The organism is Saccharopolyspora tripterygii (genome assembly GCF_054778355.1).
Genome location: NZ_BAAGZP010000010.1, coordinates 45,515 through 71,638, shown reverse-complemented (window position 1 = coordinate 71,638; position 26,124 = coordinate 45,515). Strand labels below are relative to the sequence as shown.

General features: G+C 69.9%; 24 protein-coding genes and 2 pseudogenes. 9 read left to right on the top strand and 17 right to left on the bottom strand.

The features are described 5' to 3' along the window. From ACYVF3_RS10095 to ACYVF3_RS10070, 6 genes and pseudogenes are all read left to right on the top strand, one after another. Positions 1-181 (top strand): annotated as a pseudogene (locus ACYVF3_RS10095) (transaldolase); the annotation flags it as partial. A gap of 113 nt (positions 182-294) precedes the next feature. Further along, positions 295-1,926, top strand: coding sequence for a glucose-6-phosphate isomerase (locus ACYVF3_RS10090; protein ID WP_461153943.1), 1,632 nt, complete (start codon positions 295-297; stop codon positions 1,924-1,926). Then, positions 1,923-3,455, top strand: coding sequence for a glucose-6-phosphate dehydrogenase (gene zwf / locus ACYVF3_RS10085; protein ID WP_461153942.1), 1,533 nt, complete (start codon positions 1,923-1,925; stop codon positions 3,453-3,455). The genes ACYVF3_RS10090 and zwf overlap by 4 nt, the downstream gene beginning before the upstream one ends. After that, a complete protein-coding gene (opcA, locus tag ACYVF3_RS10080; protein WP_461153941.1) occupies positions 3,452-4,411 on the top strand; it encodes a glucose-6-phosphate dehydrogenase assembly protein OpcA in 960 nt (319 codons plus the stop codon). Before zwf ends, opcA begins: the two co-directional genes overlap by 4 nt. Beyond that, a complete protein-coding gene (pgl, locus tag ACYVF3_RS10075) occupies positions 4,408-5,157 on the top strand; it encodes a 6-phosphogluconolactonase (RefSeq protein WP_461153940.1) in 750 nt (249 codons plus the stop codon). The genes opcA and pgl overlap by 4 nt, the downstream gene beginning before the upstream one ends. Before the next feature lie 136 nt (positions 5,158-5,293). Continuing rightward, on the top strand, positions 5,294-6,478 hold the full coding sequence (locus ACYVF3_RS10070; protein WP_461153939.1) for a glycoside hydrolase family 10 protein: 1,185 nt from the start codon (positions 5,294-5,296) through the stop codon (positions 6,476-6,478). A 32-nt stretch (positions 6,479-6,510) separates the two neighbouring features. On the opposite strand, the gene ACYVF3_RS10065 is transcribed toward ACYVF3_RS10070, so the two are convergent. The 15 genes and pseudogenes from ACYVF3_RS10065 to uvrC all read right to left on the bottom strand — a co-directional run bounded on the left by ACYVF3_RS10065 (position 6,511) and on the right by uvrC (position 20,914). Then, entirely contained in the window at positions 6,511-7,140 is a 630-nt protein-coding gene (locus ACYVF3_RS10065; protein ID WP_461153938.1) for a GntR family transcriptional regulator, read from the bottom strand. A gap of 42 nt (positions 7,141-7,182) precedes the next feature. Further along, complete coding sequence (gene tcuA / locus ACYVF3_RS10060; RefSeq protein ID WP_461153937.1) at positions 7,183-8,637, bottom strand: FAD-dependent tricarballylate dehydrogenase TcuA; 1,455 nt, start codon at positions 8,635-8,637, stop codon at positions 7,183-7,185. Positions 8,638-8,715: 78 nt separating this feature from the next. After that, positions 8,716-9,381 carry a potassium channel family protein gene (locus tag ACYVF3_RS10055; protein ID WP_461153936.1) on the bottom strand — a complete coding sequence of 222 codons (666 nt, stop codon included), beginning with the start codon at positions 9,379-9,381 and terminating at the stop codon, positions 8,716-8,718. Between the two features lie 107 nt (positions 9,382-9,488). Further along, a pseudogene (locus ACYVF3_RS10050) lies at positions 9,489-10,394 on the bottom strand (potassium transporter TrkG); the annotation flags it as partial. After that, entirely contained in the window at positions 10,385-10,732 is a 348-nt protein-coding gene (locus ACYVF3_RS10045; protein WP_461153935.1) for a potassium transporter TrkG, read from the bottom strand. The pseudogene ACYVF3_RS10050 and the gene ACYVF3_RS10045, both read right to left, overlap by 10 nt. A 26-nt stretch (positions 10,733-10,758) precedes the next feature. Beyond that, the gene (gene rraA, locus ACYVF3_RS10040) at positions 10,759-11,232 is read right to left on the bottom strand and encodes a ribonuclease E activity regulator RraA (protein WP_461153934.1); all 474 of its coding nucleotides are present in this window, start codon (positions 11,230-11,232) and stop codon (positions 10,759-10,761) included. A gap of 376 nt (positions 11,233-11,608) precedes the next feature. After that, the gene (locus ACYVF3_RS10035) at positions 11,609-11,953 is read right to left on the bottom strand and encodes an RNA polymerase-binding protein RbpA (protein ID WP_461153933.1); all 345 of its coding nucleotides are present in this window, start codon (positions 11,951-11,953) and stop codon (positions 11,609-11,611) included. A 55-nt stretch (positions 11,954-12,008) separates the two neighbouring features. Next, the gene (gene secG / locus ACYVF3_RS10030) at positions 12,009-12,242 is read right to left on the bottom strand and encodes a preprotein translocase subunit SecG (RefSeq protein WP_145737079.1); all 234 of its coding nucleotides are present in this window, start codon (positions 12,240-12,242) and stop codon (positions 12,009-12,011) included. A gap of 213 nt (positions 12,243-12,455) precedes the next feature. Further along, the gene (gene tpiA, locus ACYVF3_RS10025; protein WP_461153932.1) at positions 12,456-13,241 is read right to left on the bottom strand and encodes a triose-phosphate isomerase; all 786 of its coding nucleotides are present in this window, start codon (positions 13,239-13,241) and stop codon (positions 12,456-12,458) included. Continuing rightward, positions 13,241-14,443: a phosphoglycerate kinase gene (locus ACYVF3_RS10020; RefSeq protein ID WP_461153931.1), complete on the bottom strand. Its 1,203-nt coding sequence runs from the start codon at positions 14,441-14,443 to the stop codon at positions 13,241-13,243. The genes tpiA and ACYVF3_RS10020 overlap by 1 nt, the downstream gene beginning before the upstream one ends. A gap of 203 nt (positions 14,444-14,646) precedes the next feature. After that, the gene (gene gap, locus ACYVF3_RS10015) at positions 14,647-15,657 is read right to left on the bottom strand and encodes a type I glyceraldehyde-3-phosphate dehydrogenase (RefSeq protein WP_461153930.1); all 1,011 of its coding nucleotides are present in this window, start codon (positions 15,655-15,657) and stop codon (positions 14,647-14,649) included. A gap of 434 nt (positions 15,658-16,091) precedes the next feature. Further along, positions 16,092-17,078: a DNA-binding protein WhiA gene (gene whiA / locus ACYVF3_RS10010; protein ID WP_324265049.1), complete on the bottom strand. Its 987-nt coding sequence runs from the start codon at positions 17,076-17,078 to the stop codon at positions 16,092-16,094. After that, a complete protein-coding gene (locus ACYVF3_RS10005) occupies positions 17,069-18,052 on the bottom strand; it encodes a gluconeogenesis factor YvcK family protein (RefSeq protein ID WP_461153929.1) in 984 nt (327 codons plus the stop codon). The genes whiA and ACYVF3_RS10005 overlap by 10 nt, the downstream gene beginning before the upstream one ends. Next, complete coding sequence (gene rapZ / locus ACYVF3_RS10000) at positions 18,049-18,927, bottom strand: RNase adapter RapZ (protein ID WP_461153928.1); 879 nt, start codon at positions 18,925-18,927, stop codon at positions 18,049-18,051. The genes ACYVF3_RS10005 and rapZ overlap by 4 nt, the downstream gene beginning before the upstream one ends. Beyond that, entirely contained in the window at positions 18,920-20,914 is a 1,995-nt protein-coding gene (gene uvrC / locus ACYVF3_RS09995; protein WP_461153927.1) for an excinuclease ABC subunit UvrC, read from the bottom strand. The genes rapZ and uvrC overlap by 8 nt, the downstream gene beginning before the upstream one ends. 118 nt (positions 20,915-21,032) lie before the next feature. On the opposite strand from uvrC, the gene ACYVF3_RS09990 reads away from it, so the two are divergent. Continuing rightward, positions 21,033-21,998 carry an MBL fold metallo-hydrolase gene (locus tag ACYVF3_RS09990; protein WP_461153926.1) on the top strand — a complete coding sequence of 322 codons (966 nt, stop codon included), beginning with the start codon at positions 21,033-21,035 and terminating at the stop codon, positions 21,996-21,998. Positions 21,999-22,088: 90 nt separating this feature from the next. On the opposite strand, the gene ACYVF3_RS09985 is transcribed toward ACYVF3_RS09990, so the two are convergent. Then, positions 22,089-23,168, bottom strand: coding sequence for a glycoside hydrolase family 172 protein (locus ACYVF3_RS09985; protein ID WP_461153925.1), 1,080 nt, complete (start codon positions 23,166-23,168; stop codon positions 22,089-22,091). 102 nt (positions 23,169-23,270) lie between these two features. After that, on the bottom strand, positions 23,271-24,293 hold the full coding sequence (locus tag ACYVF3_RS09980) for a beta/alpha barrel domain-containing protein (protein WP_461153924.1): 1,023 nt from the start codon (positions 24,291-24,293) through the stop codon (positions 23,271-23,273). 134 nt (positions 24,294-24,427) lie between these two features. Here ACYVF3_RS09980 and ACYVF3_RS09975 point away from each other — a divergent pair, with 134 nt between their 5' ends. Both ACYVF3_RS09975 and ACYVF3_RS09970 read left to right on the top strand, forming a co-directional pair. After that, a complete protein-coding gene (locus ACYVF3_RS09975; RefSeq protein WP_461153923.1) occupies positions 24,428-25,588 on the top strand; it encodes an MFS transporter in 1,161 nt (386 codons plus the stop codon). 132 nt (positions 25,589-25,720) lie between these two features. Then, positions 25,721-26,095 carry an FKBP-type peptidyl-prolyl cis-trans isomerase gene (locus ACYVF3_RS09970; RefSeq protein WP_461153922.1) on the top strand — a complete coding sequence of 125 codons (375 nt, stop codon included), beginning with the start codon at positions 25,721-25,723 and terminating at the stop codon, positions 26,093-26,095. Positions 26,096-26,124: the final 29 nt, after the last annotated feature.

Below are 26,124 nucleotides of genomic sequence, written 5' to 3'. Positions count from 1 at the left end.
CGGCGACCTGGTCTCGGGCAAGGCCGCCGAGTCCCAGCAGGTCTTCGACGACCTCGCCGCGGCCGGCATCGACCTCGACGACGTCTTCAAGCACCTGGAGACCGACGGCGTCGACAAGTTCGAGAAGTCCTGGACCGAACTGCTCGACACCGTCGCCGAGCAGCTCGAGCAGGCCAAGTAAGCAACGCCATGCGCGTGCGTTGATCCGGGCCGGTGCGGCAGCATGTCGCACCGGCCCGGATCGGCGAGAATCACCTACGAACTCAACATTCTTTCGAGCCCTGAAGGATCTTCATGGCAACCGATGTTTCTGTCGAAATTGCCGACACGGCGCTGGCGGCCGAGGCTCGCCCCCTGGTCGAGCGGCTGACCGCCGACGCGGTTGCCGGCAAGCTCGCCGCCCAGGACGCCACGCTGTGGGGCGCTGACGCCGAGCCCGAGGCCTCCATCCGCCTGTCCTGGACGACGCTCGCCGAGAGCTCCCGGCCGCTGCTGGCCGAGATCGACGCGCTGCGGGCCGAGCTGCACGCCGACGGGCTGGACCGCGTCGTGCTCGCGGGCATGGGCGGTTCCTCGCTCGCGCCCGAGGTGATCACCGGTACCGCCGGTGTCCCGCTGACCGTGCTCGACACCACCGACCCCAGCCAGGTCGCCGACGCGCTCGCCGGTGATCTGGACCGGACCGTGCTGGTCGTCTCCTCCAAGTCGGGCACCACCGTGGAGACCGACTCGCACCGCCGGATCTTCGAAAAGGCTTTCTCCCAAAACGGAATCGATCCTGTGACCCGCATCATCGTGGTCACCGACCCCGGTTCCCCGATGGAGACCTCGGCCCGCGAGGCCGGCTACCGCAAGGTCTTCACCGCCGACCCGAACGTGGGTGGGCGCTACTCGGCGCTGACCGCGTTCGGCCTCGTCCCGGCGGGTCTGGCCAGCGCGGACATCGCCGGGCTGCTCGATGACGCCGCGACCGCGTTCAAGGCCCTCGGCCAGGACTCCTCCTCGAACCCGGCGGTGCAGCTCGCCGCCGCGATCGGCGCGGCCCACGACGGCGGGGCCGAGAAGCTCGTCTTCGCCGACACCGGTTCCGGCATCGCCGGCTTCGGCGACTGGGTGGAGCAGCTGATCGCCGAGTCCACCGGCAAGAACGGCACCGGCGTGCTGCCGGTGGTCGTCGAGAGCCCCGACGCCCCCGGGTTCACCGACGCCGGCGCCGACGCCACCACGGTGGCCATCGGGCCGGGCAACGACATCGCCAAGATCAGCACCACCGGTCCGCTGGGCGGGCAGATGCTGCTGTGGGAGTTCGCCACCGCGATCGCCGGCCGGCTGCTGGGCATCAACCCCTTCGACCAGCCCGACGTGGAGGCGGCGAAGAAGGCCGCCCGCGCGCTGCTGGACGGACCCGCAGGCGGTCCGGCCGCCACACCGGCGGTCGTCGACGGCTCCGTCGAGGTGCACCCCTCCGGGGACTGGGCCTCCGCAGGCGTCGGCAACGTGACCGAGGCGCTGCGCGCGTTCCTGGCCACGGCTCCGGCCGACGGCTACCTGGCGATCCAGGCCTACCTGGACCGCCTCGACGACGCCTCCGCGGCGGTGCTGCGCACCGAGCTGGCCCGCCGCACCGGGCTGCAGACGACCTTCGGCTGGGGTCCGCGGTTCCTGCACTCCACCGGCCAGTACCACAAGGGCGGCCACCAGAACGGCGTGTTCCTGCAGATCACCGGCGATTCCGAAGGTGACCTGGAGGTGCCGGAGCGGCCGTACACGCTGGCCGGGTTGCAGCGCGCCCAGGCGCTGGGCGACGGGCAGGTGCTCGCCGACCACGGTCGTCCGGTGCTCCGCCTGCACCTCACCGATCGCGCGGCCGGGCTCGTCGAGCTCGTCAAGGCCGTGCAGACCCTCCAACCGGGAGGACAAGCGTGAAGAGCAGCGAATGGACCAACCCGCTGCGGGATCCGCGGGACAAGCGGCTCCCGCGGATCGCCGGGCCGTGCGGTCTGACGATCTTCGGCGTCACGGGTGACCTCTCCCGCAAGAAGCTGATGCCGGCGATCTACGACCTGGCCAACCGCGGTCTGCTACCGCCGGGCTTCGCGCTGACCGGGTTCGCCCGCCGCGACTGGGCCGACCAGGACTTCATGCAGGTCGTCTACGAGGCGGTCAAGGAGAACGCGCGCACCCCGTTCCACCAGGTGGTCTGGGACCGGCTGGCGGAGGGCATCCGGTTCGTGCCGGGTTCCTTCGACGACGACGAGGCGTTCGACAAGCTCGCCGAGACCGTCAAGGAGCTCGACGCGGACCGGGGAACCGGCGGGAACCACGCGTTCTACCTGTCGGTGCCGCCGTCGGCGTTCCCCACGGTGCTCAAGCAGCTCTCGCGGTCCGGGTTGACCGATCCGACCGACGACAGCTGGCGCCGGGTGGTCATCGAGAAGCCGTTCGGCCACGACTCCGACAGCGCCAAGGAGCTCAACCGGATCGTCAACGACGTCTTCCCCGAGGAGTCGGTGTTCCGCATCGACCACTACCTCGGCAAGGAGACGGTGCAGAACATCCTGGCGCTGCGCTTCGCCAACCAGCTGTTCGAGCCGATCTGGAACGCGCACTACGTCGACCACGTGCAGATCACCATGGCCGAGGACATCGGTCTTGGCGGTCGTGCCGGGTACTACGACGGCATCGGCGCGGCCCGGGACGTCATCCAGAACCACCTGCTGCAGCTGATGGCTCTCACGGCGATGGAGGAGCCGGTCTCCTTCTCGCCGGACGACCTGCGCGCGGAGAAGATCAAGGTGCTCTCGGCGACCAAGCCGGTCGGGCCCTTCGACGAGACCACCGCGCGCGGCCAGTACACGGGCGGCTGGCAGGGCGGTTCGCTGGTGCCGGGTCTGCACGAGGAGGGCGGCTTCGCCTCCGACTCGATCACCGAGACCTACGCGGCGATCACCCTGGAGGTGGAGAGCCGCCGCTGGGCGGGCGTGCCGTTCTACCTGCGCTCGGGCAAGCGGCTGGGCCGCCGGGTCACCGAGATCGCCGTGGTGTTCAAGCGCGCCCCGCACCTGCCGTTCGACTCGACCATGACGGAGGAGCTGGGGCAGAACGCCCTGGTGATCCGGGTGCAGCCGGACGAGGGCGTGACGATGCGCTTCGGCGCGAAGGTGCCGGGGACCTCGATGGAGGTCCGGGACGTCACGATGGACTTCGGCTACGGCCACGCCTTCACCGAGTCCTCGCCGGAGGCCTACGAGCGGCTGATCCTGGACGTGCTGCTGGGCGAGCCCTCGCTGTTCCCGGTGAACGAAGAGGTCGAGCTGTCCTGGAACATCCTCGACCCGGTGCTGGACCACTGGGAGTCGCACGGCAAGCCCGAGCAGTACAAGGCCGGGACCTGGGGTCCGTCCTCGGCGGACGAGATGCTGGCCCGCACCGGACGCGTCTGGAGGCGACCGTGATCATCGACCTTCCGTCGACAACCACCTCGCAGGTCAACAAGAAGCTGGTGGAGCTGCGCGAGTCCGGTGGCGCGGTGGCGCTCGGCCGGGTGCTCACGCTGGTGATCGCCACCGGCGACGGCACCGAGGTGGAGAAGGCGATCCAGGCCGCCAACGACGCGAGCCGGGAGCACCCGTGCCGCGTGATCGTGGTGGCCAGCGGCGCCCGCCAAGCAGCTCCGCGGCTGGACGCGCAGATCCGCGTCGGCGGCGACGCCGGCGCCTCCGAGGTCATCGTGCTGCGTCTCTACGGCCCGCTGGCCGACGAGGGCGCGGGCTCGGTCGTGCCGCTGCTGCTGCCGGACGCCCCGGTGGTGACGTGGTGGCCGACCGATGCGCCGGAGTTCCCCGCCAAGGACCCGCTGGGCGCGCTGTCGCACCGCCGCATCACCGACGCGGCGGCCGAGGCGGACCCGATCGAGGCGCTGCAGAAGCGGCTCAAGTCCTACGTGGAGGGTGACACCGACCTGGCCTGGACGCGTCTGACGTCCTGGCGGGCGATGCTGTCGGCGGCGATGGACCTGCCGCCGCACGAGCGGGTCACCGCGGCCACCGTCACCGGTGCCTCCGACTCGCCGTCGACCGACCTGCTCGCGGGCTGGCTGTCGGCGTACCTGGAGATCCCGGTGCGCAGGCTGGAGAGCGCGCGGGCCGGGTCCGGCATCTACTCCGCGCTGCTGGAACGTCCTTCCGGCAACGTCGAGATCGTCCGCCCGGACGGCAAGGTCGGCACGCTGACCCAGCCCGGGCAGCCCGACCGGCGCCTGTCGTTGCAGCGCCGCGAGGTTCAGGACTGCCTGAGCGAGGAGCTGCGCCGCCTCGACCCCGACGAGATCTACGAGATCACCCTGGGCGGCCTCAAGGGCATCGTCCGCGAGGACGACGACTCGACCGACGAGGACGGGGAGGACGAGTGAGCCGTCCCGAGACGCTGGTGCACTCCGGTGGCGACGTGCTCGCCGCCGCGGTGGCCGCCCGGTTGATCACCGCGATCACCGACGCCCAGGCCGCCCGCGGTTCGGCGTCGGTGGTGCTCACCGGTGGCCGCACCGGCATCGGCGTGCTGGAGCAGGTCCGCCGCTCCCCCGCGCTGGGCGCGGTGGACTGGTCCGCGGTGGACATCTTCTGGGGCGACGAGCGGTTCCTGCCCGACGACGACGGCGAGCGCAACGAGACGCAGGCACGGCAGGCGCTGCTGGACCACGTCGACGTCGACCCGTCGCGGGTGCACCCGATGGCGCCCTCGAACGGCAGCTTCGGCGCCGACGCGGACGCGGCAGCGGTGCACTACGCCGAGCGGCTCGAAGCCCTCGCCCCCGCGGGCTCGGTGGTTCCGGCCTTCGACGTGCTCATGCTGGGCGTCGGCGAGGAGGGGCACACGGCTTCGCTGTTCCCGGACACGCCGTACGTGCGGGAGGAGGCCCGGACGGTCGTGGGAGTGCACGACTGCCCGAAGCCGCCGCCCACGCGGATCTCGTTGACGCTGCCCGCGATCCGGGCCGCGTTCCAGGTGTGGTTGATGACGACCGGCAAGGCCAAGGCCGAGCCGGTCGCCGCGGCCCTGGGAGGCGCCGATCCGGTCGACATCCCCGCTGCGGGAGCCGTCGGCCGCCGGCGCACGCTCTGGTTGCTCGACACCGACGCAGCGGCGGATCTGAGCTGAAGTTCCGGGAAACGCGCCCCTTCCTCACGTGGGAGGGGCGCGTTTCTCGTTCGCCCTGATCGGTGATGACCTGTGCGCGGCGGGGAGTTGCGCCCTACGCTGTGGCGCGATCGGTGATCACGACGGAGGGAATCCGATGCGCAAGCTCGGCGTGCTCGGAACGGCAATGGGGTTGGCAGCGGTCCTGCTGGGACTGATGGGCACGACCGGGGTCGCCGCCCCGTCGAGCACCGAGATGCGCGGGGTGTGGATCGCCAGCGTCGCCAACACGGACTGGCCGAGTCGCCAGGGGTTGTCGGCGGAGCAGCAGCGCTCCGAGTACCGGGCGATGCTGGACCAGGCCGTGAGCAACCGGATGAACGCGGTGTTCGTGCAGGTCCGGCCCACGGCGGACGCGTTCTGGCCGTCGGCGCTGGAACCGTGGTCGCACTGGCTGACCGGGCAGCAGGGCCGCGATCCCGGCTACGACCCGATGCGGTTCCTGATCGACGAGGCCCACCAACGGGACCTGGAGTTCCACGCCTGGTTCAACCCGTACCGGGTCAGCATGACCGACGACCCGAATTCGCTGGTGCCCTCGCACCCGGCGCGGATCCACCCGGAGTGGACGTTCGCCTACGACGGCAAGCTGTACTACGACCCGGGCGTGCCGCAGGCCCGCGAGTTCTCCACCGCCGCGATCATGGACGCGGTGTCGCGCTACGACGTCGACGGCGTGCACCTCGACGACTACTTCTACCCCTACCCCGCCGACGGGCAGCCCATCCCGGACGAGCGGACTTTCGCCGCGCACGGCAAGGGTTTCGACAACATCGACGACTGGCGCCGCGACAACGTCAACGACTTGATCTCGGGCCTGCACGAGAAGGTGCGCGCGGCCCGGCCCGAGGCCGAGTTCGGGGTCAGCCCGTTCGGCATCTGGCGCAACGCCGGCAGCGACCCGGCGGGATCGGACACCAAGGGCATGGAGTCCTACTCGTCGATCTTCGCCGACACCCGGCGCTGGGTCCGCGAGGGCTGGGTCGACTACATCGCACCGCAGGTGTACTGGCAGTTCGGCCACCCGGCGGCCGACTACGCGGCCGTGGTCCCGTGGTGGTCGCAGACCGTCGCGGGCACCGGCGTGAAGCTCTACATCGGACAGGCCGCCTACAAGGTCGGCCAGCCGAACTGGACCGACCCCGCCGAGCTGAGCAAGCACCTGGCGTTCAACGCGGGCCAGCCGGGCGTGACTGGCGATCTCTACTTCAGCGCCAAGTCCCTCACCACCGTCGCCAAGGACGCGATGGCCCGGGTCGTCCAGGACCACTACACACCCTGATCAGGGCGAATCCTCCCGGGGTACCGCGCAGTTCACTCGTCGCGGTAGATCTGGAGGCGCAGGTCGCGGGCCTTTGTCATGTGGGCGCGGGCGAGCTCGCCCGCGCGAGCGGAGTCCCGGGCTTCGATCGCCTCGATCAGGGCGTGGTGCTCGGAGAGCGCTTCCTGCCAGCGGCCCGCCGATTCGAGCGTGGTGGCCGGGTAGCGGGTCAGGTGGTTGTTGAGCCTGCTCAGCAGGTCGACGACCGTGCCGTTGTGGCCGGCCGCCCAGATCGCTTCGTGGACCGCCCTGTTGGCCGCCATCATCGTCGTCGGGTCCTCGGATGAGACCGCGTCCATGGTGGACTGGGCCTTGCGGACGCGGATGAGGTCGAGGTCGGTGTGGCGGGTCGCGGCGGCCGACGCCGCGGTGGCCTCCAAGGCGATGCGGACCTCGTAGATCTCCAGGATCTCCTCGGGACTGCGGGTGCGGACGCGCATCCCCCGGTCGCCGCGCTCGACGAGCCCGTCCTGCTCCAGCCTGCGCAAGGCCTCTCGGATGGGCGTGCGGCTGGTGCCGTAGCGCTCGGCGAGCGCGAGCTCCACCAGGTTGGCGCCGGCGTCGAAGGTGCCCTCCACGATCTCGCCGCGCAGTCGCTCGTACACCTCGGACAGCTCCGCCATCTCCCTCGTCGCTCGATCTACCTGCCTCGACGCCCACGATACTCAGGCACCTGCGGCACCCGCCCCGGCGAGCCTGCCGAACACCGCGCCGGAGGTCAGCCCGGTGCCACCCGGGTAGTTCCCGGAGAACAGGCCGCCGACCATCTCGCCGCAGGCGTGCAGTCCCGGGATCGGCGCGCCCGCGGTGTCCAGGACCTGCGCGTTCGCGTCGACGTGCACGCCGCCGAAGGTGAACGTGATGCCGCAGCCGACGGCGAACCCGTAGTAGGGCGGGGTGTCCAGCGCGACCGCCCAGTGGGACTTGGGCGGATCGACCCGCGCGGCACGCCCGTCCTTGATCGCCGGGTCGAACTCGACGTCCACGATGGACTCGTTGAACTCCCTCGCGGTGCGGGCCAGTCGCTCGGCGTCGATCCCCAGCGCCTCGGCGAGTTCCGGGAGCGTGTCGGCCCGGGCGGCGGCGATCGGGTGCGAGTCGTACTCCTCCTTCCGCAGCAGCGGACGGGTTTTCGCGTCGAAGAGCTGGAACGCCCGGCCGTCCGGCTGGCGCAGGATCTCCCGGCCGTACTTGGCGTAGGTGTAGTTGCGGAAGTCGGCGCCCTCGTCGACGAACCGCTGCCCGGCCGTGTTGACGACGATCCCGATCGGGTAGCTCTGCCGGGTGAGCTGGTTGGTCAGCTCGCGATCACCGCCGTCGGGATCGGAGTCGGCGTCCCACGCGGTGCTGTGGCAGGTGGTCCAGTCGCCGTGCGGTGCGGCGCCTGCCGCGAGGGCGAGGTCGAGAACGTCGCCGGTGTTGGTCGGTGTGCCGCGCACGTGGGCCCGGGCCCACTCGCGGCCGAGGTGGCGGGCGCGGCGTTGCGGGGAGGCTTCGAACCCGCCCGCTGCCAGCACGATCGCGCCGGCCGAGACCCGGTGCTCGGTTCCCCCGGCCCGGTAGGTGACGCCGCGGTCGTCGAGGTGCAGCGCGGTGACCTCCGCGCCGTAGCGGATCTCGACGCCCTCCCGCTGCGCGGCTGCCGCGTGCTGGGCGATCAGGCCCTTGCCGCCGTCGACCGTGCCCGCGCAGAGCCCGCCGGAGAACACCCACTTGCCGCCGGAGAGGTAGGCCTGCCGCTCGTACATCAGCCGCCAGGTCACGCCCTTGCCCGCCAGCCACCGCACGGTGTCGGTGGACCGCGAGACCAGCACCTCGGTGAGCACGGGGTCGCAGCGTCCCCCGGTGACCCGGTCCATGTCGGCGTGGAACGCGCTCGGCGGGTAGGCGGGCACGACCGCGTCGGCGTGCCGCTCATCGGGTTCGAGCAGGTCGGCGATCTCGTCGAGGTCGTCGAAGGTGAACCGGAACGCTCCTGCCGTGTAGAAGGAGTTGCCCCCTGCCTCGGTTTCCGGGGCCTTCTCCAGCAGCAACACCCGGGCACCGCGCTCGGCGGCGGAGTGCGCCGCCGAGAACCCCGCGTTGCCACCACCGACCACCACGACGTCGACGTCCACCACGCACCTCCTGCACACGACTGTATGCAGAAGCATACCGACCGGAGGGCCATTGAGGAACGGCGTGCGAGCGCTGGACGCTCAGGTGCGCTCGGCGAAGGCCTCGACCTGAGTGGTGGTCCCCGCGACGATCAGCGTGTCGTGCTGCCCGACGGTGGTGTCGGCCGTGGCGTAGGTGAAGTCCTCCCCCGGCTGCTTGATGCCGACGACCGTGACGCCGTACTTGGACCGCAGCTTCAGCTCGCCCAGCGTGTGGCCGACGGCCTCGGCAGGCGCGTGGATCTTGATCAGCGCGTAGTGCTCGGCGAGCTCGATGTAGTCCAGCATCCGGCCGTTGACCAGGTGCGCGACCCGCTCCCCCATCTCGTGCTCGGGCAGCACCACGTGGTGCGCTCCGACGCGCTCCAGGATGCGGCCGTGCTGGCGGCTGGTGGCCTTGGCCCAGATGTGCGGGATGCCGAAGTCGGCCAGCAGTGACGTGGTGAGGATGCTGGCCTCCAGCTCGGTGCCGATGGCGACCACGGCCCGCTTGAACTGGTGCACGCCGAGCTGGCGCAGGGTCTCGGGGTCGGTGCTGTCGGCGACGGCGGTGTGGGTGAACTCGTCGGCGTAGCGCTGCACCACGTTCGGCCGCGAGTCCAGCGCCAGCACCTCCGAGCCGCGCAGCACGAGCTCGGCGGCCAGCGAGCTGCCGAATCGGCCCAGGCCGATGACCACGACTTGGTTGTTGTCGTCGTTCTTAGCCAACGATGGGCCTCTCCTCCGGTAGTTCGTAGCGGCGGACGCGTTCGCGGAGCGCGCGCGGCCGCCAAGGTGATCGGGCCGAGCCTGCCGACGAACATCAGCAGCACCAGCAGTATCTTCCCGGACGCCGGGAGCTGTGCGGTGATCCCGGTCGACAGGCCGACCGTGCCGAACGCCGACACCGCCTCGAACAGGACCTGGTCCAGCCCGAACGGGGTGATCGCCAGCAGGATCAGCACTGCGAGCATCACCAGGCCGACCCCGCTCAGCACGATGGTCAGCGCTTGCCGCTGCACGATCTCGGGCAGTCGCCTGCCCATCACGTGCACGGTGGGTTCACCGCGAATCTCCGCGAGGATCACGAAGCCCAGCAGTGCGAAGGTGGTGACCTTGATGCCCCCGGCGGTTCCCGCGCTGCCGCCGCCGATGAACATCAGGATCTCCTGCAGCAGGCGGGTGCCAGGGTGGAAGTCGGCGACGTCGAGGCCGTTGAACCCGGCGGTGCGCGACATGACCGCCGTCGAGAAACCGGCCACCAGCTTGCTCCGCCAGGGCATCGGACCGAAGGTCGCGGGGTTGGCCCACTCGGCGCCCGTGATCCCGAAGAAGCCGACGGTCAGCAGGAGCGCGGTCGCCAGCAGGGTGATCTTGGCGTGCAGGGTCCACCGGCGCGACCGCCTCAGGTGGCGGAAGATCTCCACCCACACCGGGAAGCCGAGGCCACCGGCGATGACCGCCACGCAGATCGGCAGGACGAACCAGGGGTCGGTGGCGAAGGAGACAACGGTGTCGTCGCGCAACGCGAACCCGGCGTTGTTGAAGGCCGAGACCGCGTGGAAGACGCCCTCGTAGATCGCCCGCCCCAGCGGCACCTCGTAGCCGATGATCAGCCGAGCGGTCAGCAGCACGGCCACCACCAGCTCGAAGCTGAGGCTGAGGACGAGGATGCGAGTCAGGGTGCGCCGCACGTCACCGAGTTCGAGCGCCTTGTTCTCCGCCTGCGCGGTCAGCCGCATCGCAGCCCGAAGCGGCGGAACACCAGCACGCTCAGCAACGAGGCCACGGTCATGATACCGAGGCCGCCCAGGTGGATCAGGCCGAGGATGATCAGCTCGCCGGCGGTGGAGTAGTGGGCGGCCGTGTCCACCACGACCAACCCGGTCACGCACACCGCGGAGGTCGCGGTGAACAGCGCAGTCAGCAGGCCGGTGGACTCACCGCTCTCGGCCGCGCCGGGCATCATCAACGCGAGGGTGCCGATCGCGATCAGGCCTGCGAAGCCGAGCACGATCGGCACGGCGGGACGTCGCGCGAAGGCGGCGAGCCCACGCCCGACAGCAGGGATGACGCTCACGCGAGCACCCTACGTCGGGCGGTGGATCAGGGTTCGCTGACCACGACGACCCCGTCGCTGTCGGCGTAGACGTACTCGCCGGGCACGAACGTCACGCCGCCGAGCTCGACGACCTGGTCGAGTTCGCCCTCGCCGGTCTTGGTGGACTTGCGCGGGTTGGTGCCCAGCGCCTTGACGCCGAACTGCATGCCGCCGATGACCGCGGAGTCCCGGATCGCGCCGTTGACGATGATCCCGCTCCAGCCGTGGGACCGGCCGAGCTCGGCGATGAGGTCGCCGACCAGCGCGGTGTGGACCGACCCCGATCCGTCGATGACCAGCACGGCGCCGTCACCGGGCTCGGAGAGCGTCTTCTTCAGCAGGGCGTTGTCCTGGAAGCAGGTGACCGTGCGGATGCGCCCCTCGAAGGCCAGGACCCCGCCGTAGTTGCGGAACTGGACGTCGCAGCTGCGAACCTCCGGGCCCTCCCGGTCCGCCAGATCAGCCGTCGCCAAACCCATGAAATCCTCCCGAAGAGAAGCTCCAAGACCACAAGGACCCTACCCGCCAGTAACAACACGGGCCAAAACAACCCCGAACAACCCAACCAACCAACCAACGTCAGGTAAGCGACGAAGTCGCTTTCTCACTACCCCACCAAAGCAACCGGCACCGCCGCGGGTTCTCAGACGCCTTCTGGAGCACAAGACCGAAGTTTTCATGAAAACTTCCCCACACCCCACGTCAGGCAACCGGCACCGCCGCGGGTTCTGAGGTTCCGCTACCCGCACCGCCAAGCAGCAAGACCACAGAGCAGTTGCTCTTGAGAGCACTCCGCACACAACGAAGGCCGGACTCGAGAAAGATCCCGAGCCCGGCCCTCCGATGTGAATACCGCTACCGCCCCTTGCGCTCCCGGAGCTTCGCCAGCGCCTCGTCCAGGATCCGCATCCCGTCCTCGTCGCTGCGACGCTCCTTCACGTACGCCAGGTGGCTCTTGTACGGCTCGTTGCGCTTCGCCGCCGGAGGGTTCTGCTCGTCCCGGCCTGCGGGGAGACCGCAGCGCGGGCAGTCCCACTCCTCCGGAACCTCAGCGTCGAGCGCGAACGACGTCCTGCTGTGGTGCGCGTTGGCGCACCAGTAGTCGATCCGCTTGCGCGGAGCGGCTTCCCCCCGCTCGGACTCGCCTACCGTGGGGCCCGAGCCCACACGAGTGCCCCGAATGGCATTACCGCCAGTCATGAATCCTCACCCACCAAGCGGCCCGGGGTTTCTCGACCGTCCGTCGGCCGGCCGATCAACCGATCTTGATCAACAGGCCGACGCCGATGATGGAGATGACCCACAGCGCCATGACGAACAACGTCATTCGGTCGAGGTTCTTCTCCGCCACGCTGGAGCCGGCCAGGTTTGACTGCATACCGCCGCCGAACAGCGAGGAGAGTCCGCCCCCCTTGGCCCGGTGCAGCAGGATGAGCAGCACCAGCAGGACACTCGTCACGATCAACATGATCTGCAGGAAAAGAGTCATATCGTCCTCGTTCGCACAGCGGTTCGCAACCTAGAGTACCGGCCCGCCAACCCCCAGTTGACCAGTCCACCCACTTCCGCACCGAGGATCCCACACGCGGACCTCGGATTCTTCGGCGGGCGACAACCGGACACCGGAAATCCTGAAGCGGAATTCACCCGAAACGACGAGAGGGCGCCACCGGCGGAGACCGGCGGCGCCCTCCCTCGTGGATCACGGGAGCGGGCCGCCCGCGGCCATGGCGGAGAGCTTGGCGAACTCGTCGCCGTTGAGGCTCGCACCGCCGACCAGCGCACCGTCGACGTCGGACTGACCGATCAGCTCGCCGATGTTGCTGGACTTCACCGAGCCGCCGTAGAGCACGCGGATCTCGTCGGAGATCTCCTTGCCGTACTTGTCGCTGAGCGCCTGCCGCAGCGCACCGCACACCTCCTGGGCGTCGGCGGCGGTGGCGACCTTGCCGGTGCCGATGGCCCACACCGGCTCGTAGGCCACGACGACCTGGCGGACCTGCTCGGCCTTGAGCCCCTTGAGCGCGTTGATCAGCTGCGAGGTGCAGTGCTCCACGTGGTCGCCGGCCTCGCGCACGTCGAGGGCCTCGCCGACGCAGAGGATCGGCGTCATCTCGTTCTTGAGGACCTGGCGGACCTTCTTGTTGATCAGCTCGTCGCTCTCGGCGTGGTACTCGCGGCGCTCGGAGTGACCGACCACGACGTAGCTGCAGCCCAGCTTGGCGAGCATCGGAGCGGAGACGTCACCGGTGTAGGCACCGGACTCGTGCTCCGAGACGTCCTGCGCACCGTGCTTGATGAGCAGCTTGTCGCCGTCGATCAGCGTCTGGACGCTGCGGATGTCGGTGAACGGCGGGATGACCGCCACCTCGACCTTGGCGAAGTACTTCTCCGGCAGCGCGAAGGCGAGCTTCTGCACCAGGGCGATGGCCTCGAGGTGGTTGAGGTTCATCTTCCAGTTGCCGGCGATGAGGGGCTGACGAGCCATCAGGCGTCACCTTCCAGGACCTGAACACCCGGGAGCTGCTTGCCCTCCAGGTACTCCAGCGACGCGCCGCCGCCGGTGGAGATGTGCGAGAAGCCGTCTTCCGGGAGGCCCAGGGTGCGCACGGCCGCGGCGGAGTCACCGCCGCCGACGACGCTGAAGGCCTCCGAGTCGACGATGGCCTGGGCGATGCCGCGGGTTCCCTCGGCGAAGGCCGGGAACTCGAACACGCCCGCGGGGCCGTTCCAGAACACGGTGCCCGCTCCGCGGAGCACCTCGGCGAACAGCTCGGTGCTGCGCGGGCCGATGTCCAGGCCCATCCAGCCGTCCTCGATGGCGTCGGCGTTGACGGTCTTGCTCTCGGCGTCCGCCGCGAAGCGGTCGGCGACCACGACGTCGACCGGCAGGACGATCTTGTCGGCGTTGTCGGCCAGCAGCGCCTCGGTGTTGGCGATCTGGTCCTCCTGCAGCAGCGAGGAACCCACGCCGTGACCCTGGGCGGCCAGGAACGTGTAGGCCATGCCGCCACCGATGAGCAGCTTGTCGACCTTGGGCAGCAGCGCCTTGATCACGCCGAGCTTGTCGGAGACCTTGGAGCCGCCGAGCACCACGGCGTAAGGGCGCTTGGCGTCGCCGGTGAGGGTCCGCAGGACCTCCACCTCGGCGAGCACGAGGCCGCCCGCGTAGGCGGGCAGCTTCTTGGCGACGTCGTAGACCGAGGCCTGCTTGCGGTGCACGACGCCGAAGCCGTCCGAGACGAAGGCGGCGCCGTCACCGACGAGCGCGGCCAGGTCAGCGGCCAGCGACTCGCGCTCGGCGTCGTCCTTGCTGGTCTCGCGGCTGTCGAAGCGCACGTTCTCCAGCAGCGCCACGCCACCGTCGATGAGACCGCTGACGGTGGACTTGGCGGACTCGCCGACCAGATCACCGGCCAGCGCGACCTCGGATCCCAGCAGTTCACCGAGGCGGCGCGCGACGGGCGCCAGCGAGAACTGCGGGTCGGGCTCGCCCTTCGGACGGCCGAGGTGCGCGGTCAGCACGACCTGCGCACCGGCGGCGCTGAGCTTGGCGACGGTCGGCAGCGAGGCGCGCACCCGTCCGTCGTCGGTGATCTTGTCGCCGTCCAGCGGCACGTTGAGGTCGGCGCGCACCAGCACGCGACGACCGCGCACGCCCTCGGAAAGCAGATCGTCGAGGTTCTTCACGCTCAAACTCCTACGTGAGACGGGAAGACCCGCACGAGCCGGGCGAAAACGCAGCGGCTCATGCGGGTCTCTTCCTTCGGTCTTAGTTCTTCCCACCCTCGCAACTGGCACCGCCGCGCATACATCAGTCTCGGATCCCGCAGCCAGAAGGCGTCTGAGGTTCCGCTACCCGCACCGCTGAGCAGGACGAGTGGGGAGCAAGATCAGGACAGCTTCGAACCGACCAGGGCGGTGAGGTCGGCGAGGCGGTTGGAGTAGCCCCACTCGTTGTCGTACCAGCCGACGATCTTGACCTGGTTGCCGATGACCTTGGTCAGCGGCGCGTCGAAGATCGTCGAGTGCGGGTCGGTGACGATGTCGCTGGAGACGATCGGGTCCTCGTTGTACTTGAGGATGCCCTTGAACCGGCCCTCGGCGGCAGCGGCCTTGAAGGCCTCGTTGACCGACTCGACGGTGGCGTCCTTCTTGACCGTGGCGGTCAGGTCGGTGACCGAACCGGTGGGCACGGGCACGCGCATGGCGTAGCCGTCGAGCTTGCCGTTGAGCTCCGGGATGACCAGGCCGATGGCCTTGGCCGCGCCGGTGCCGGTCGGGACGACGTTGACCGCGGCACCGCGGGCGCGGCGCAGGTCGGAGTGCGGGCCGTCCTGCAGGTTCTGGTCCGCGGTGTAGGCGTGCACCGTGGTCATCAGGCCCTGCTCGATGCCGAAGGTGTCGTTGAGGACCTTCACCATCGGCGCGAGGCAGTTGGTGGTGCAGGAGGCGTTGGAGATGACGGTCTGCGTGCCGTCGTACTTCTCGTCGTTGGCGCCCAGCACCACGGTCAGGTCCTCGCCCTTGGCCGGGGCGGAGACGATGACCTTCTTGGCGCCACCCTCGTCGACGTGCTTGCGCGCGTCCTCGGCCTTGGTGAAGAAGCCGGTGGACTCGACGACGACGTCCACACCCAGGTCGCCCCACGGCAGCTTGCCCGGGTCGCGCTCGGCGAGGATCTTGATGAGCTTGCCGCCCACCTCGATGCCCTCTCCGGTGACCTTCACCTCCTGGTCGAGACGACCGAGGATGGTGTCGTACTTGAGCAGGTGCGCCATGGTCGCGACGTCGCCCAGGTCGTTGGCGGCCACGATCTCGATGTCGTGATCGCTGGCGGCCGCCGCACGCCAGAAGTTCCGCCCGATCCGACCGAAGCCGTTGATGCCTACGCGAACGGTCACGCCGATCTCTCCTCGTGACTGACCCTGCCGATGACCTCGGCGGGTGAGTTGATGGTCTCGGGCTCACCCTATCTGCCTCGGGAGCCCCCGCACGTGGGCGGGCGCGGGCTCCCACCGCGCGTTCGGGTGAGCCACCCCGAGGATACCCGCCGAACCCCCAGTGGACGGCATCTTTGCAGTTCAGAAGCCCACGTGGATCCTTGACGGAAATGCGCCACCCGGTGATCGGAATCTCTGCACCGGTTCGGGCCAAGCGGCGCAGCCGCTTCCCGTTCGCCACCTGACCAACCGGAAGTCGCGGGTCACCTCAGTGACGTGGGTGGAGTCCGGTTGGTGCCGGTTTGGTGGGGGTGGGGAAGTTTTCATGAGAACTTCCCCACCCCCACCAAACCGAGCCCCACAATCCGCATCGCCAGGCACGAGGAGCTCGGAGATCAAGCCTCCGCTTCGAGCATCTCCGCTGTCACCGCGGATTCGGTGTCGGGGACGCCGAGCTCGCGGGCGCGCTTGTCGGCCATCGCCAGCAGACGCCTTATGCGGCCGGCCACCGCGTCCTTGGTCATCGGAGGGTCGGCGAGCTGCCCGAGCTCCTCCAGCGACGCCTGGCGGTGGGCCAGTCGCAGCCGGCCCGCGACGGTGAGGTGGTCGGGGGCGTTGGGGCCGAGCAGGTCCAGCGCGCGTTCGACGCGGGCGGCCGAGGCGACGGCGGCGCGGGCCGACCGGCGCAGGTTGGCGTCGTCGAAGTTGGCCAGCCGGTTGGCGGTGGCGCGCACCTCGCGGCGCATCCGCCGCTCTTCCCAGGACAGGACGCTGGAGTGCGCGCCGAGCCGGGTGAGCAGGGCGCCGATGGCGTCGCCGTCGCGGACCACGACCCGGTCGGCGCCGCGCACCTCGCGCGACTTGGCCGACACGCCGATCCGCCGGGCCGAGCCGACCAGCGCGAGCGCTGCTTCCGGCCCGGGGCAGGTGACCTCCAGCGACGAGGACCGGCCCGGTTCGGTGAGCGAGCCGTGCGCGAGGAAGGCGCCGCGCCAGGCGGCTTCGGAGTCGCAGGAGCCGCCGGAGACCACGTGGGCGGGGAGGCCGCGCACGGGCCGGCCGCGCGGGTCGAGCAGGCCGGTCTGCCGGGCCAGCCCTTCACCGTCCTTGACCACGCGCACCACGTAGCGGGTGCCCTTGCGCAGTCCGCCGGAGGTGATCACGTGCACGTCGGAGTGGTGCCCGAACAGCTCGTGGATCTCCTTGCGGAGCCTGCGCGCGGTGGATCCGCTGTCGAGTTCGGCCTCGACCACCACCCGTCCGGCGACGATGTGCAGTCCGCCGGCGAAACGCAGCAACGACGAGACCTCCGCCCGCCGGCAGCACGTCTTGCTCACCGACAACCGGCTCAACTCGTCCTTGACCGCCGCGGTCATCGCCACTGGTCCGTCCTCCTCTCCAGTGCGGCCCGCAGGCTCGCCGCGAGCGCCTGCGGGTCGTGCCGTCCCGGCACGGCGGGCGCGGCGATCTTGTCCAGCAAGGTCCAGGCGCCCAGGTCCGAGGCCGCCGAGCGCAACCGGTCCGGGGTGGGCACGGAATCCGCATCGGCGAGCACGGCGTCGACCTTCAGCCGGGGCGCGTGTTGCGAGAGTACGTCGAGGTGTTGTTCGGGCGAGAAGCCCGCCGTCTCACCCGGCTGAGGGATGAGGTTGAGCACCACGAATCGACGCGCCGAGGTGGTCACCAAGGCCTCGTGCAGCTCCGGGACCAGCAGATGTGGCAGAACGCTGGTGAACCAGGAGCCGGGTCCGAGCAGCACCAGATCGGCACCCGCGACCGCCTCAACGGCTTGCGGGCACGCGGTCGGCGCGTCGCCCCCGTTCGCGTGCAATCGCACCTGTTTCACCCGACCGGGTGTACTCGCTAGTGCTACCTGTCCTCGAATGGTGCGCACGGCCTCCGGATCGGAGTCGAGCCCGACGACGTCACCGATCATGTCCAGCGGCCGCGTCGACATCGGCAGCACCCGCCCGCGGACCCCGAGCAGCGCGCACGCGTGGTCGAGCACCTCGACCGGGTCCTCCAGGACTTCCAGCAGCCCGGCCAGCAGCAGGTTGCCGACCGCGTGCCCGGCCAGCGCCCCCGAACCGCCGAAGCGGTGCTGGAACACCTGCGACCACAGCTTCCCCTGCTCGCCGTCGTCGGCCAGCGCCGCCAGCGCCTTGCGCAGGTCGCCGGGGGGCAGCAGGCCGAGTTCGCGGCGCAGCCGCCCGGAGGACCCGCCGTCGTCGGCGACCGTCACCACGGCCGTCACGTCGGAGGTGATCCGGCGCAGCGCCGCCAGCGACGCCTGCAGCCCGTGCCCACCGCCCAGGGCGACCGCGCGGAGCTGCCGGTCCTCCTGCTCGCCCGTCACTCGCGCCCCAGGTCCCGGTGGACCGTCTTGACCATCATCCCGTCGTCCTCGGCGAGCCTGCGCGCCAGTTCTTCGACCAGCGCGACGCTGCGGTGCTTGCCTCCCGTGCAGCCCAACGCCAGCGTCAGGTAGCGCTTGCCCTCGCGGTGGTAACCGGCGCCGACGAGCCGCAGCAGCTGCTGGTAGCTGTCCATGAACTCCTCGGCGCCCTCCTGGCCGAGCACGTAGTTGCGGACCTCGTCGTCGAGGCCGTTGAACTCGCGCAGCTCGGGGATCCAGAAGGGATTGGGCAGGAACCGGCAGTCCATGACCAGGTCGGCGTCCATCGGCAGGCCGTACTTGTAGCCGAAGGACAGCACGGTCACCCGGGTGCGGGTGCTGGCCTCGGTGCCGAAGGCGTCCTCGATCTTGCTGCGCAGCTGGTGCACGGACAGGCCGGTGGTGTCGAGCACCAGGTCGGCCTCCGAGCGCAGCTTCGACAGCAGCGAGCGCTCGGCGGCGATGCCGTCGGCGAGCCGCCCGTCCGCCTGCATCGGGTGGCCGCGCCGGACCTGCTCGAAGCGCCGGATCAGCACCTCGTCGGTGGCCTCAAGGAACAGCACCTTCGGCTTGTAGCCGCGGGCGTCGAGGTCCTTGATCACCGAGCCGAGGTCTTCGGTGAAGGCGCGGCTGCGCACGTCCATCACCACCGCGACGCGGGTGATCTGGCCGCTTGAGCGGGCCCCCAGCTCGACCATGGTGGCGATCAGCTCCGGCGGCAGGTTGTCCACCACGAACCAGCCGAGGTCCTCCAGGCACTTGGCCGCGGTGCTGCGGCCCGCTCCGGACAGGCCGCTGACGACGGCGACCTCGATGCCCGAATGCTCGTCACTCACTTTGCTCCCCTTGCTTTCCCGCTGTCCCTTCGGCCAACGCCGCGTGCACGGTCTCCGCGGTGCTGCGACCGATCCCAGGTACCGCCACGATGTCGTCGACGGAGGCCTGGCGAAGTTTCTTCACCGAGCCGAAGTGCTTGAGCAGCGCCGCGCGACGAGTCTCACCCAGACCCGGGATCGAGTCCAATGTGGATCCCGTCATCCGTTTGCTCCGCTTGGCCCGGTGGTAGCTGATGGCGAAGCGGTGCGCCTCGTCCCGCACGCGCTGCAACAGGTAGAGCGCTTCGCTGGTGCGCGCCAGGATCACCGGATCGGGGTCGGCGGGCAGCCACACCTCTTCGAGGCGCTTGGCCAGGCCGATCACCGCGACGTCGGTGATGCCCATCTCGGTCAGCGCGTCGGCCGCGGCGTTGGCCTGCGGCCCGCCGCCGTCGATGACCAGCAGGTTCGGCGGGTAGGCGAACTTCTTGGGACGCCCGGTGTCCGGGTCGATCGCGGGATCGGCACCGGCCTCGCCGTCCGGAGGTGCGGGCGCGGCTTCCTTGGCGGTCTCGCTGAGGTAGCGGGCGAACCGGCGGCGCACGACCTCGTCGATCGAACCGACGTCGCCGCCCTCAGCACCCTCCCGGACCTCGAAGCGGCGGTACTCGGACTTGCGCGGGACGCCGTCCTCGAAGACCACCAGCGAGGCCACCACGTCGCTGCCCTGCACGTGGCTGACGTCGATGCACTCGATGCGCAGCGGAGCGGTGTCCAGCGCGAGCGCTTCCTGCAGCTCCTGCAGCGCCGCCGAGCGCGCGGTGAGGTCGCCTGCGCGGCGCAGCTTGTACTGCTGGAAGGCCTCCTTGGCGTTGCGCTCCACGGTTTCCATCAGCGAACGCTTATCACCGCGCTGCGGAACGCGCAGGCTGACGCGGGTGCCGCGCAGCTCGCCGAGCCAGCCGGCGATGGTCTCGGAGTCCTCGGGCAGCTCGGGCACCAGCACCTCGCGCGGCACCGGGCTGCCTCCCGAGTCGGCCTGGTCGGCCAGGGCGGCCTGCTCCCCGTAGAACTGCGTGAGGAACTGGGAGGTCAGCTCCGAGGTGTCCTTGGTCTCGTCACCCGAGGTCTCGACCTTGTCGATCACCCAGCCGCGCTGGCCCCGGACACGGCCGCCGCGGATGTGGAAGACCTGCACGGCCGCGGCGAGTTCGTCCTGGGCGAAGGCCACGACGTCGGCGTCGGTGCCGTCGCCGAGCACCACGGCCTGCTTCTCCATCGCGCGGCGCAGCGCTTCGAGGTCGTCGCGCAGCCGGGCGGCGCGCTCGAACTCCAGCTCCGCGGAGGCGGCCTGCATCTGCTTGTCGAGCCTGCGCATCAGCTGGTCGGTCTGACCTGCCAGGAAGTCGCAGAAGTCCTCGACGATGCCGCGGTGCTCGTCGGCGCTGACCCGGCCCACGCAGGGAGCCGAGCACTTGCCGATGTAGCCGAGCAGGCACGGGCGGCCGATCTGCGAGTGCCGCTTGAACACGCCGGCCGAGCAGGTGCGCGCCGGGAACACCCGCAGCAGCATGTCCAGCGTCTCGCGGATCGCCCACGCGTGGGCGTAGGGACCGAAGTAGCGCACGCCGCGCTTGCGCGGGCCGCGGTAGACGTGCAGCCGCGGGTACTCCTCGTGCAGCGTCACCGCCAGCACCGGGTAGGACTTGTCATCGCGGTAGCGGACGTTGAACTTGGGGTCGTACTCCTTGATCCAGGAGTACTCCAGCTGCAGGGCCTCGACTTCGGTGCCCACCACGGTCCACCGCACACCGGTGGCGGTGGTGACCATCTGCCGGGTGCGCGGATGCAGCCCGGCGAGATCGGCGAAGTACGAGGAAAGCCTGCTGCGCAAGCTCTTCGCCTTGCCGACGTAGATCACGCGCCCGTCGGCGTCGTGGAAGCGGTACACGCCCGGGGCGTCCGGGATCGTGCCTGGTGCTGGTCGGTAGGTGGACGGGTCGGCCACGCCACCAGCCTACGTGCGAACCCCGACGGGACTCATCGGCGGCCGGTCACCACACCGGGTGCGGATCAGGGCACACTGGGTGGTCCGCGATCTTCGCACGCGCCGCCGGGAGGTCACCTTGAGCTACGCCAACACCAGTCCGGACCGAGCCCCCGACCGATCCGCCCCCGACCGCGCCTCGCTCTGCGAGGTCGGACCAGGCGTGCACGCCTGGGTGCAGCCGGACGGCTCGTGGTGGATCAACAACGCGGGCGCGATCTTCTCCGACGACGGGATCGTGCTGGTCGACACCTGCGCGACCGCGCTGCGCACCCGCCGCTTCCTGGACGCCGTGGGTGCCGAGGGCGGGGACGCGCCGATCCGCTTCGCGGTCAACACACACCTGCACGGCGACCACACCCACGGCAACGCGCTGCTGCCGGATTCCACCGTCGTCGTGGGACATTCCGCGACCCGCGAGGGCATCCTCGCCGACACGCTCCTGCACCAGCCCCCGCCGGTCTGGGAACCCGTGCCGCAGTGGGACATCACCGAGCACCGGCCGCCGTCGGTGGTGCTGAACGACTCGTTGACGCTGCACGTGGGCGATCGGGCCGTCGAGCTGCACCACCCGGGCTACTCGGCCCACACGCCGGGCGACGTGGTCGCCTGGGTGCCGGACGCGTCGGTGCTGTTCAGCGGGGATCTGCTGTTCCACGGCGTGACGCCGCTGGTGTTCATGGGATCGGTCGAGGGCGCGCTGAGGTCCTTGGAGTGGCTGGCGGGATTCCGCCCCACCGCGGTGGTTCCGGGCCACGGCTCGACGCTGCCGGGCACCGCGCTCCCCCGCGTCCTGGAGGACCACGCGCGCTACTACCGCTTCGTCCTGGACACCGCCCGCAAGGGCCGCACCGACGACCTCAGCCCGCTGGAGGCCGCGAAGCGCTGCGACCTCGGCGAATTCGCGAACTGGCCGGACGCCGAGCGCATCGTGCTCAACCTCCACCGCGCCTACGCCGAGGCCGACGAGCGCGACATGGACCTCGCCGAGGCCTTCGCCGACACCCTCACCTACAACGGCGGCCCCATGCCCACCCACGTCTAAAGCGGAACTCAATTTCTTAAGTATTTGAACGTCACCCGGGTGAGCCTCAAATACTTAAGAAATTGGCACCTCCACGCACCCGGGTGACTGTCACAGGGGACGGGGGAGGCGGTCTTGGACTGGGGCGAGGGTGACGGGGAGGGCTGGGAGGGTCTGGTACCAGTAGGCCGTGGAGGAGACGTCGTCGGAGCGCTTGTTGGCGTGGCCGTGCTCGATGGTCGCCTTGATGGAGCGGTCGAAGACGATCGGGTCCTCGACGTGGAAGCGGTAGTAGGACACCTGACCGCTCCAGTTCTCCCCGCCCGCCATGGTGATCCCGTGGTAGGGCGCGTGGTACTCCTGGTTCGGGCACCAGGCGGTGTTGAAGTAGTCCTCGGTTCCGGTGCCGTGCAGCCGCGGCGGCCAGGGTTCTCCGTCGATGAAGAACATGTCGTCGCCCTCGCCGTACCAGTTCCAGGCGGTGGTCTCGCGCAGGTTGTGCACGTTGAGGACGGTGCCGACGTAGTGCCCGCGGCCTTCGGCCTCCAGCATCACGAAGTTGCCCGCGCCGTCGGTGTTGTGGCCGCCGAAGAGGAACTCCTCGTTGGTCTGGTCGCCCTGCGGGACGCCGTCGGTGGGGTTCTGCCGCCGCCACTGCGCGTGGAAGTAGGCGAGTTCCGGATCGGGTTCGCCGTAGCTCTCGTAGTCGACGTAGAAGTAGAACGTGACGGGCTTGACGCTCATCTCGCTGATCAGCTCGACGCGGGCGCGTCCGGCGAAGGGCATCGCGAACCAGCAGTTGAACCCCTTGCCGTCCTGCGGGCTCATCTGCAGCGGCGCGGAGCTGAAGTTGACGCTGCGCCCGTGGCCGACGCCGAAGAAGTCGCCGAGCGGCACCAGGACGGCGGCGTGCGGCTGGTCGTCCCAGGTGATGCGCAGGACGAGCCGGCGCAGGTAGTCGCCTTCGAGCTCGACGGCCTCGCCGACGTGATCGAGCGCGACCGTGCACCAGATGTGGGTGATCACGCCAGGTCCGGTGATGTCGGCCAGCATCCGGGTCTCCCCCGGCATGATGCGCACGTTGTCGGTGTTGCCCCCGGAGGTGTCCCAGCTCGACACGCGACCGCTGCGAGTGGCGCGCAGCCGCGGCAGATCCCTCAGACTGCTTCCGAAATCCCCATAACCAGCCATGGTGTTGCCTCCCCAGTCGGCAGACGGCAGTGCCCTTGATCACTGTCTACCATCTCGGGCGGTGTCACCGGTCGCGAATCACCCATCCCCGGGGGTTGGTCGTCAGCGGGCCGGGGGTGTGTAGTTCTCGATGCGCTGCAACAGTTTCCGGATGCGGGCGCCGTAGATCGGCGAGAGGGCGTAGCCGGGGTAGCTGGCGAACCAGCTGGCGCTGCCGAGGCTGACGGCGTCGGCACCGGCCCAGAAGTACTCGCGGCAGTCGTCGAAGCTGCGGATGCCGCCGGTGGCGATGATCGGCAGCGTCACGTCGGCGTCGCGCAGCTCCTTGATCACGCGCAGCCCGATCGGTTTGATCGCGCGTCCGGAGAGACCGCCGAAACCGTTCTTCAGCAGCGGCGTCCCGGTCTCGGGGTCCAGCCGCAGGCCCTTGACGGTGTTGATCGCGGTCAGCGCGGACACGCCGTGCTTCGCGGCGAGCCGGGCGTGCCCGATGTAGTCGTAGTCGGGCGAGAGCTTGAGGATCACCGGGTGGTTGCTGCGCGGCACGGCTTCGGCGAGCACCGATTCGATGATCTGGTTGAAGTCGAAGTTGACGTTGTGGCAGGAGACGTTGAACTCCAGCGCCGCGATGTCGCCGACCGGGACGGCGGCGTTGACCTTGTCGACCAGCGTCACGAACTCCTCGACGGAGAACCCGCCGACGGACATGATCGTGTTCTGCTCCCGGGTGCGCGGGTAGTAGTCGCGCAGATAGGCGTCGATGCCGACGTTGCACCAGCCGAAGGCGTTGAGCCAGCCCCCGTCGACCTGCCGCAGCGCCTGCCCGTAGCGCTTGAGCAGGCCGGGCAGCTCGCGCAGCTCCCAGTCGTCCTTGGTGGTGAAGTGGCCTTCGCGGGGCTCGACCGTGACGGTGCGGGTGGTGACGGCGCCGAAGCGCTCCAGCGGCACGAAGTTGGAGATGGGGCTCATGCCGTAGGCCATGACCTTGGCGTTGGCCACGCCGTAGCCCAGCAGGCTCGACGAGGTGACCAGGCGGTTGCGAAGCCTGATGTCACCGAGGCGGACGCCGGGCTCGGCGCTCTCGTCTCGGACCAACCGAAGGTTGCGCTCCTGGGCCACGCTCACGATCTCCTCCTACCGACGACCACCCGCCATTGTCCCCCACGACGGGCATCGCGCCCATGCGGGCTCGCCCACACTCCCCGCCCGAATCGTTGCGTTTCGAACACCGAAGCGCTTCCATGGGGGTGTGAGCGCTCTTGTCTGAAACCACCGAAGCTCCAACGGTTTCCGCACGTCGCGCACGCTGGGGAGTGATCGGCTACTTCGTGGCCACCGGCGCGGCCTTGGGGACCTGGACCGCGCGGATCCCCGCGATCAAGCGAGATCTGGAGCTCGACGACGGCCGGATGACGGTCGCGCTGTTCGCGATCGCGGTGGGTTCGGTGCTGGCGATGCAGTTCGTCGGGCACCTCTCGGACCGCTTCGGCAGCGCCCGCGTGCTGGGGCCGGGCGGACTGGTGATGGCGGCGGGACTGCTGCTTCCCGGTTACGCGGGTTCGCTTCCGGTGCTGGTGGGGGGCCTGGTGCTGTTCGGCGCCGGGCACGGCGTCGTCGACGTGGCGATGAACGCCCACTCGATGCAGGTGCAGCGGCACTACTCGCGGCCCATCGTGATCACCTTCCACGCGCTGTTCAGCATCGGCGGCCTGCTGGGCTCGGGCGCCGGGGCGGTGGCCGCGCAGCTCGACGTGCCGGTGCCGGTGCACTTCACGCTGGCGGCCGCCGCGCTCGCGGTGCTGGTCGAGGTGTCGCGGCGGCGGTTGCTGCCCGCCGAACCGCAGGAGGCGGCCGAGCGGAGTCGCGCTCGCGGCATCTCGCCGGCGATCCTGCTGCTGGGCGTCCTGGCGTTCAGCTGCTCACTGGGCGAGGGCTCGATGGCCGACTGGTCCCCGCTGTACCTGCACGACGAGCTGCTCACGAGCCCGGCGGTCGCGGCGATCGGGTACGCGGTGTTCTCCACGATGATGGCCATCTGCCGCTTCCTCGGCGACGGCCTGGTGTCCCGCTTCGGACCGGTCGTGCTGGTCCGCACCTGCGGTCTCATCGCGGGTGTCGGCATGGGCGCGGGACTGCTGGCGCACCACCCGGTGGCGGCGATCATCGGCTTCGCCCTGTTTGGGATCGGCCTGTCCTGCATCATCCCGCAGGTCTTCAGCGCGGCGGGCACCCGCGACCCGGCACGAGCGGGCCGCGACCTCGCCCAGGTCAGCACCCTCGGCTACGGCGGGCTGCTGGCGGGGCCGGTCATCATCGGCGTGATCACCCACTGGACCGACCTCACCACGGCCCTGCTCATCCCGGCCGCCCTCGCCCTGGTGGTGGCCCTGGCAGCCCCCGTCGTCCGCCCCCGTCGCTGAGCGGAGATCCCTTGAGGGCCGGTTTCCCGGTGAGGTGGAACGGGATTCCGGGGTTCTTGGGGGTGGGGTGCGACCCGGGTGGGGTGTGACCACAATGGTCGGTGAGACGTTCCCGAATCTAGGAGCACTTCCGTGAGCAACGAGAAGCCCGTCGTCGAGGCCCCCACCGGTGAGCCGCCGGCCGATCTGGTGATCGAGGACATCGTCGTCGGCGACGGTGCCGAGGCGAAGGTCGGCGACAACGTGGCCGCGCACTACGTGGGCGTGTCGCACAGCACCGGCGAGGAGTTCGATGCGAGCTGGAACCGCGGTCAGCCGCTCCAGCTGCAGCTGGGCTCCGGCATGGTCATCGAGGGCTGGGACAAGGGCCTGCAGGGCATGAAGGTCGGCGGCCGCCGTCGCCTGTCCATCCCGCCGCACATGGGCTACGGCCCGCGCGGCGTGCCCGGCGTGATCGCCCCGAACGAGACCCTCGTCTTCGTCTGCGACCTCGTCTCCGCGGGCTGACCTCGCCAGACGCGCGAAGAGCCCCGGTG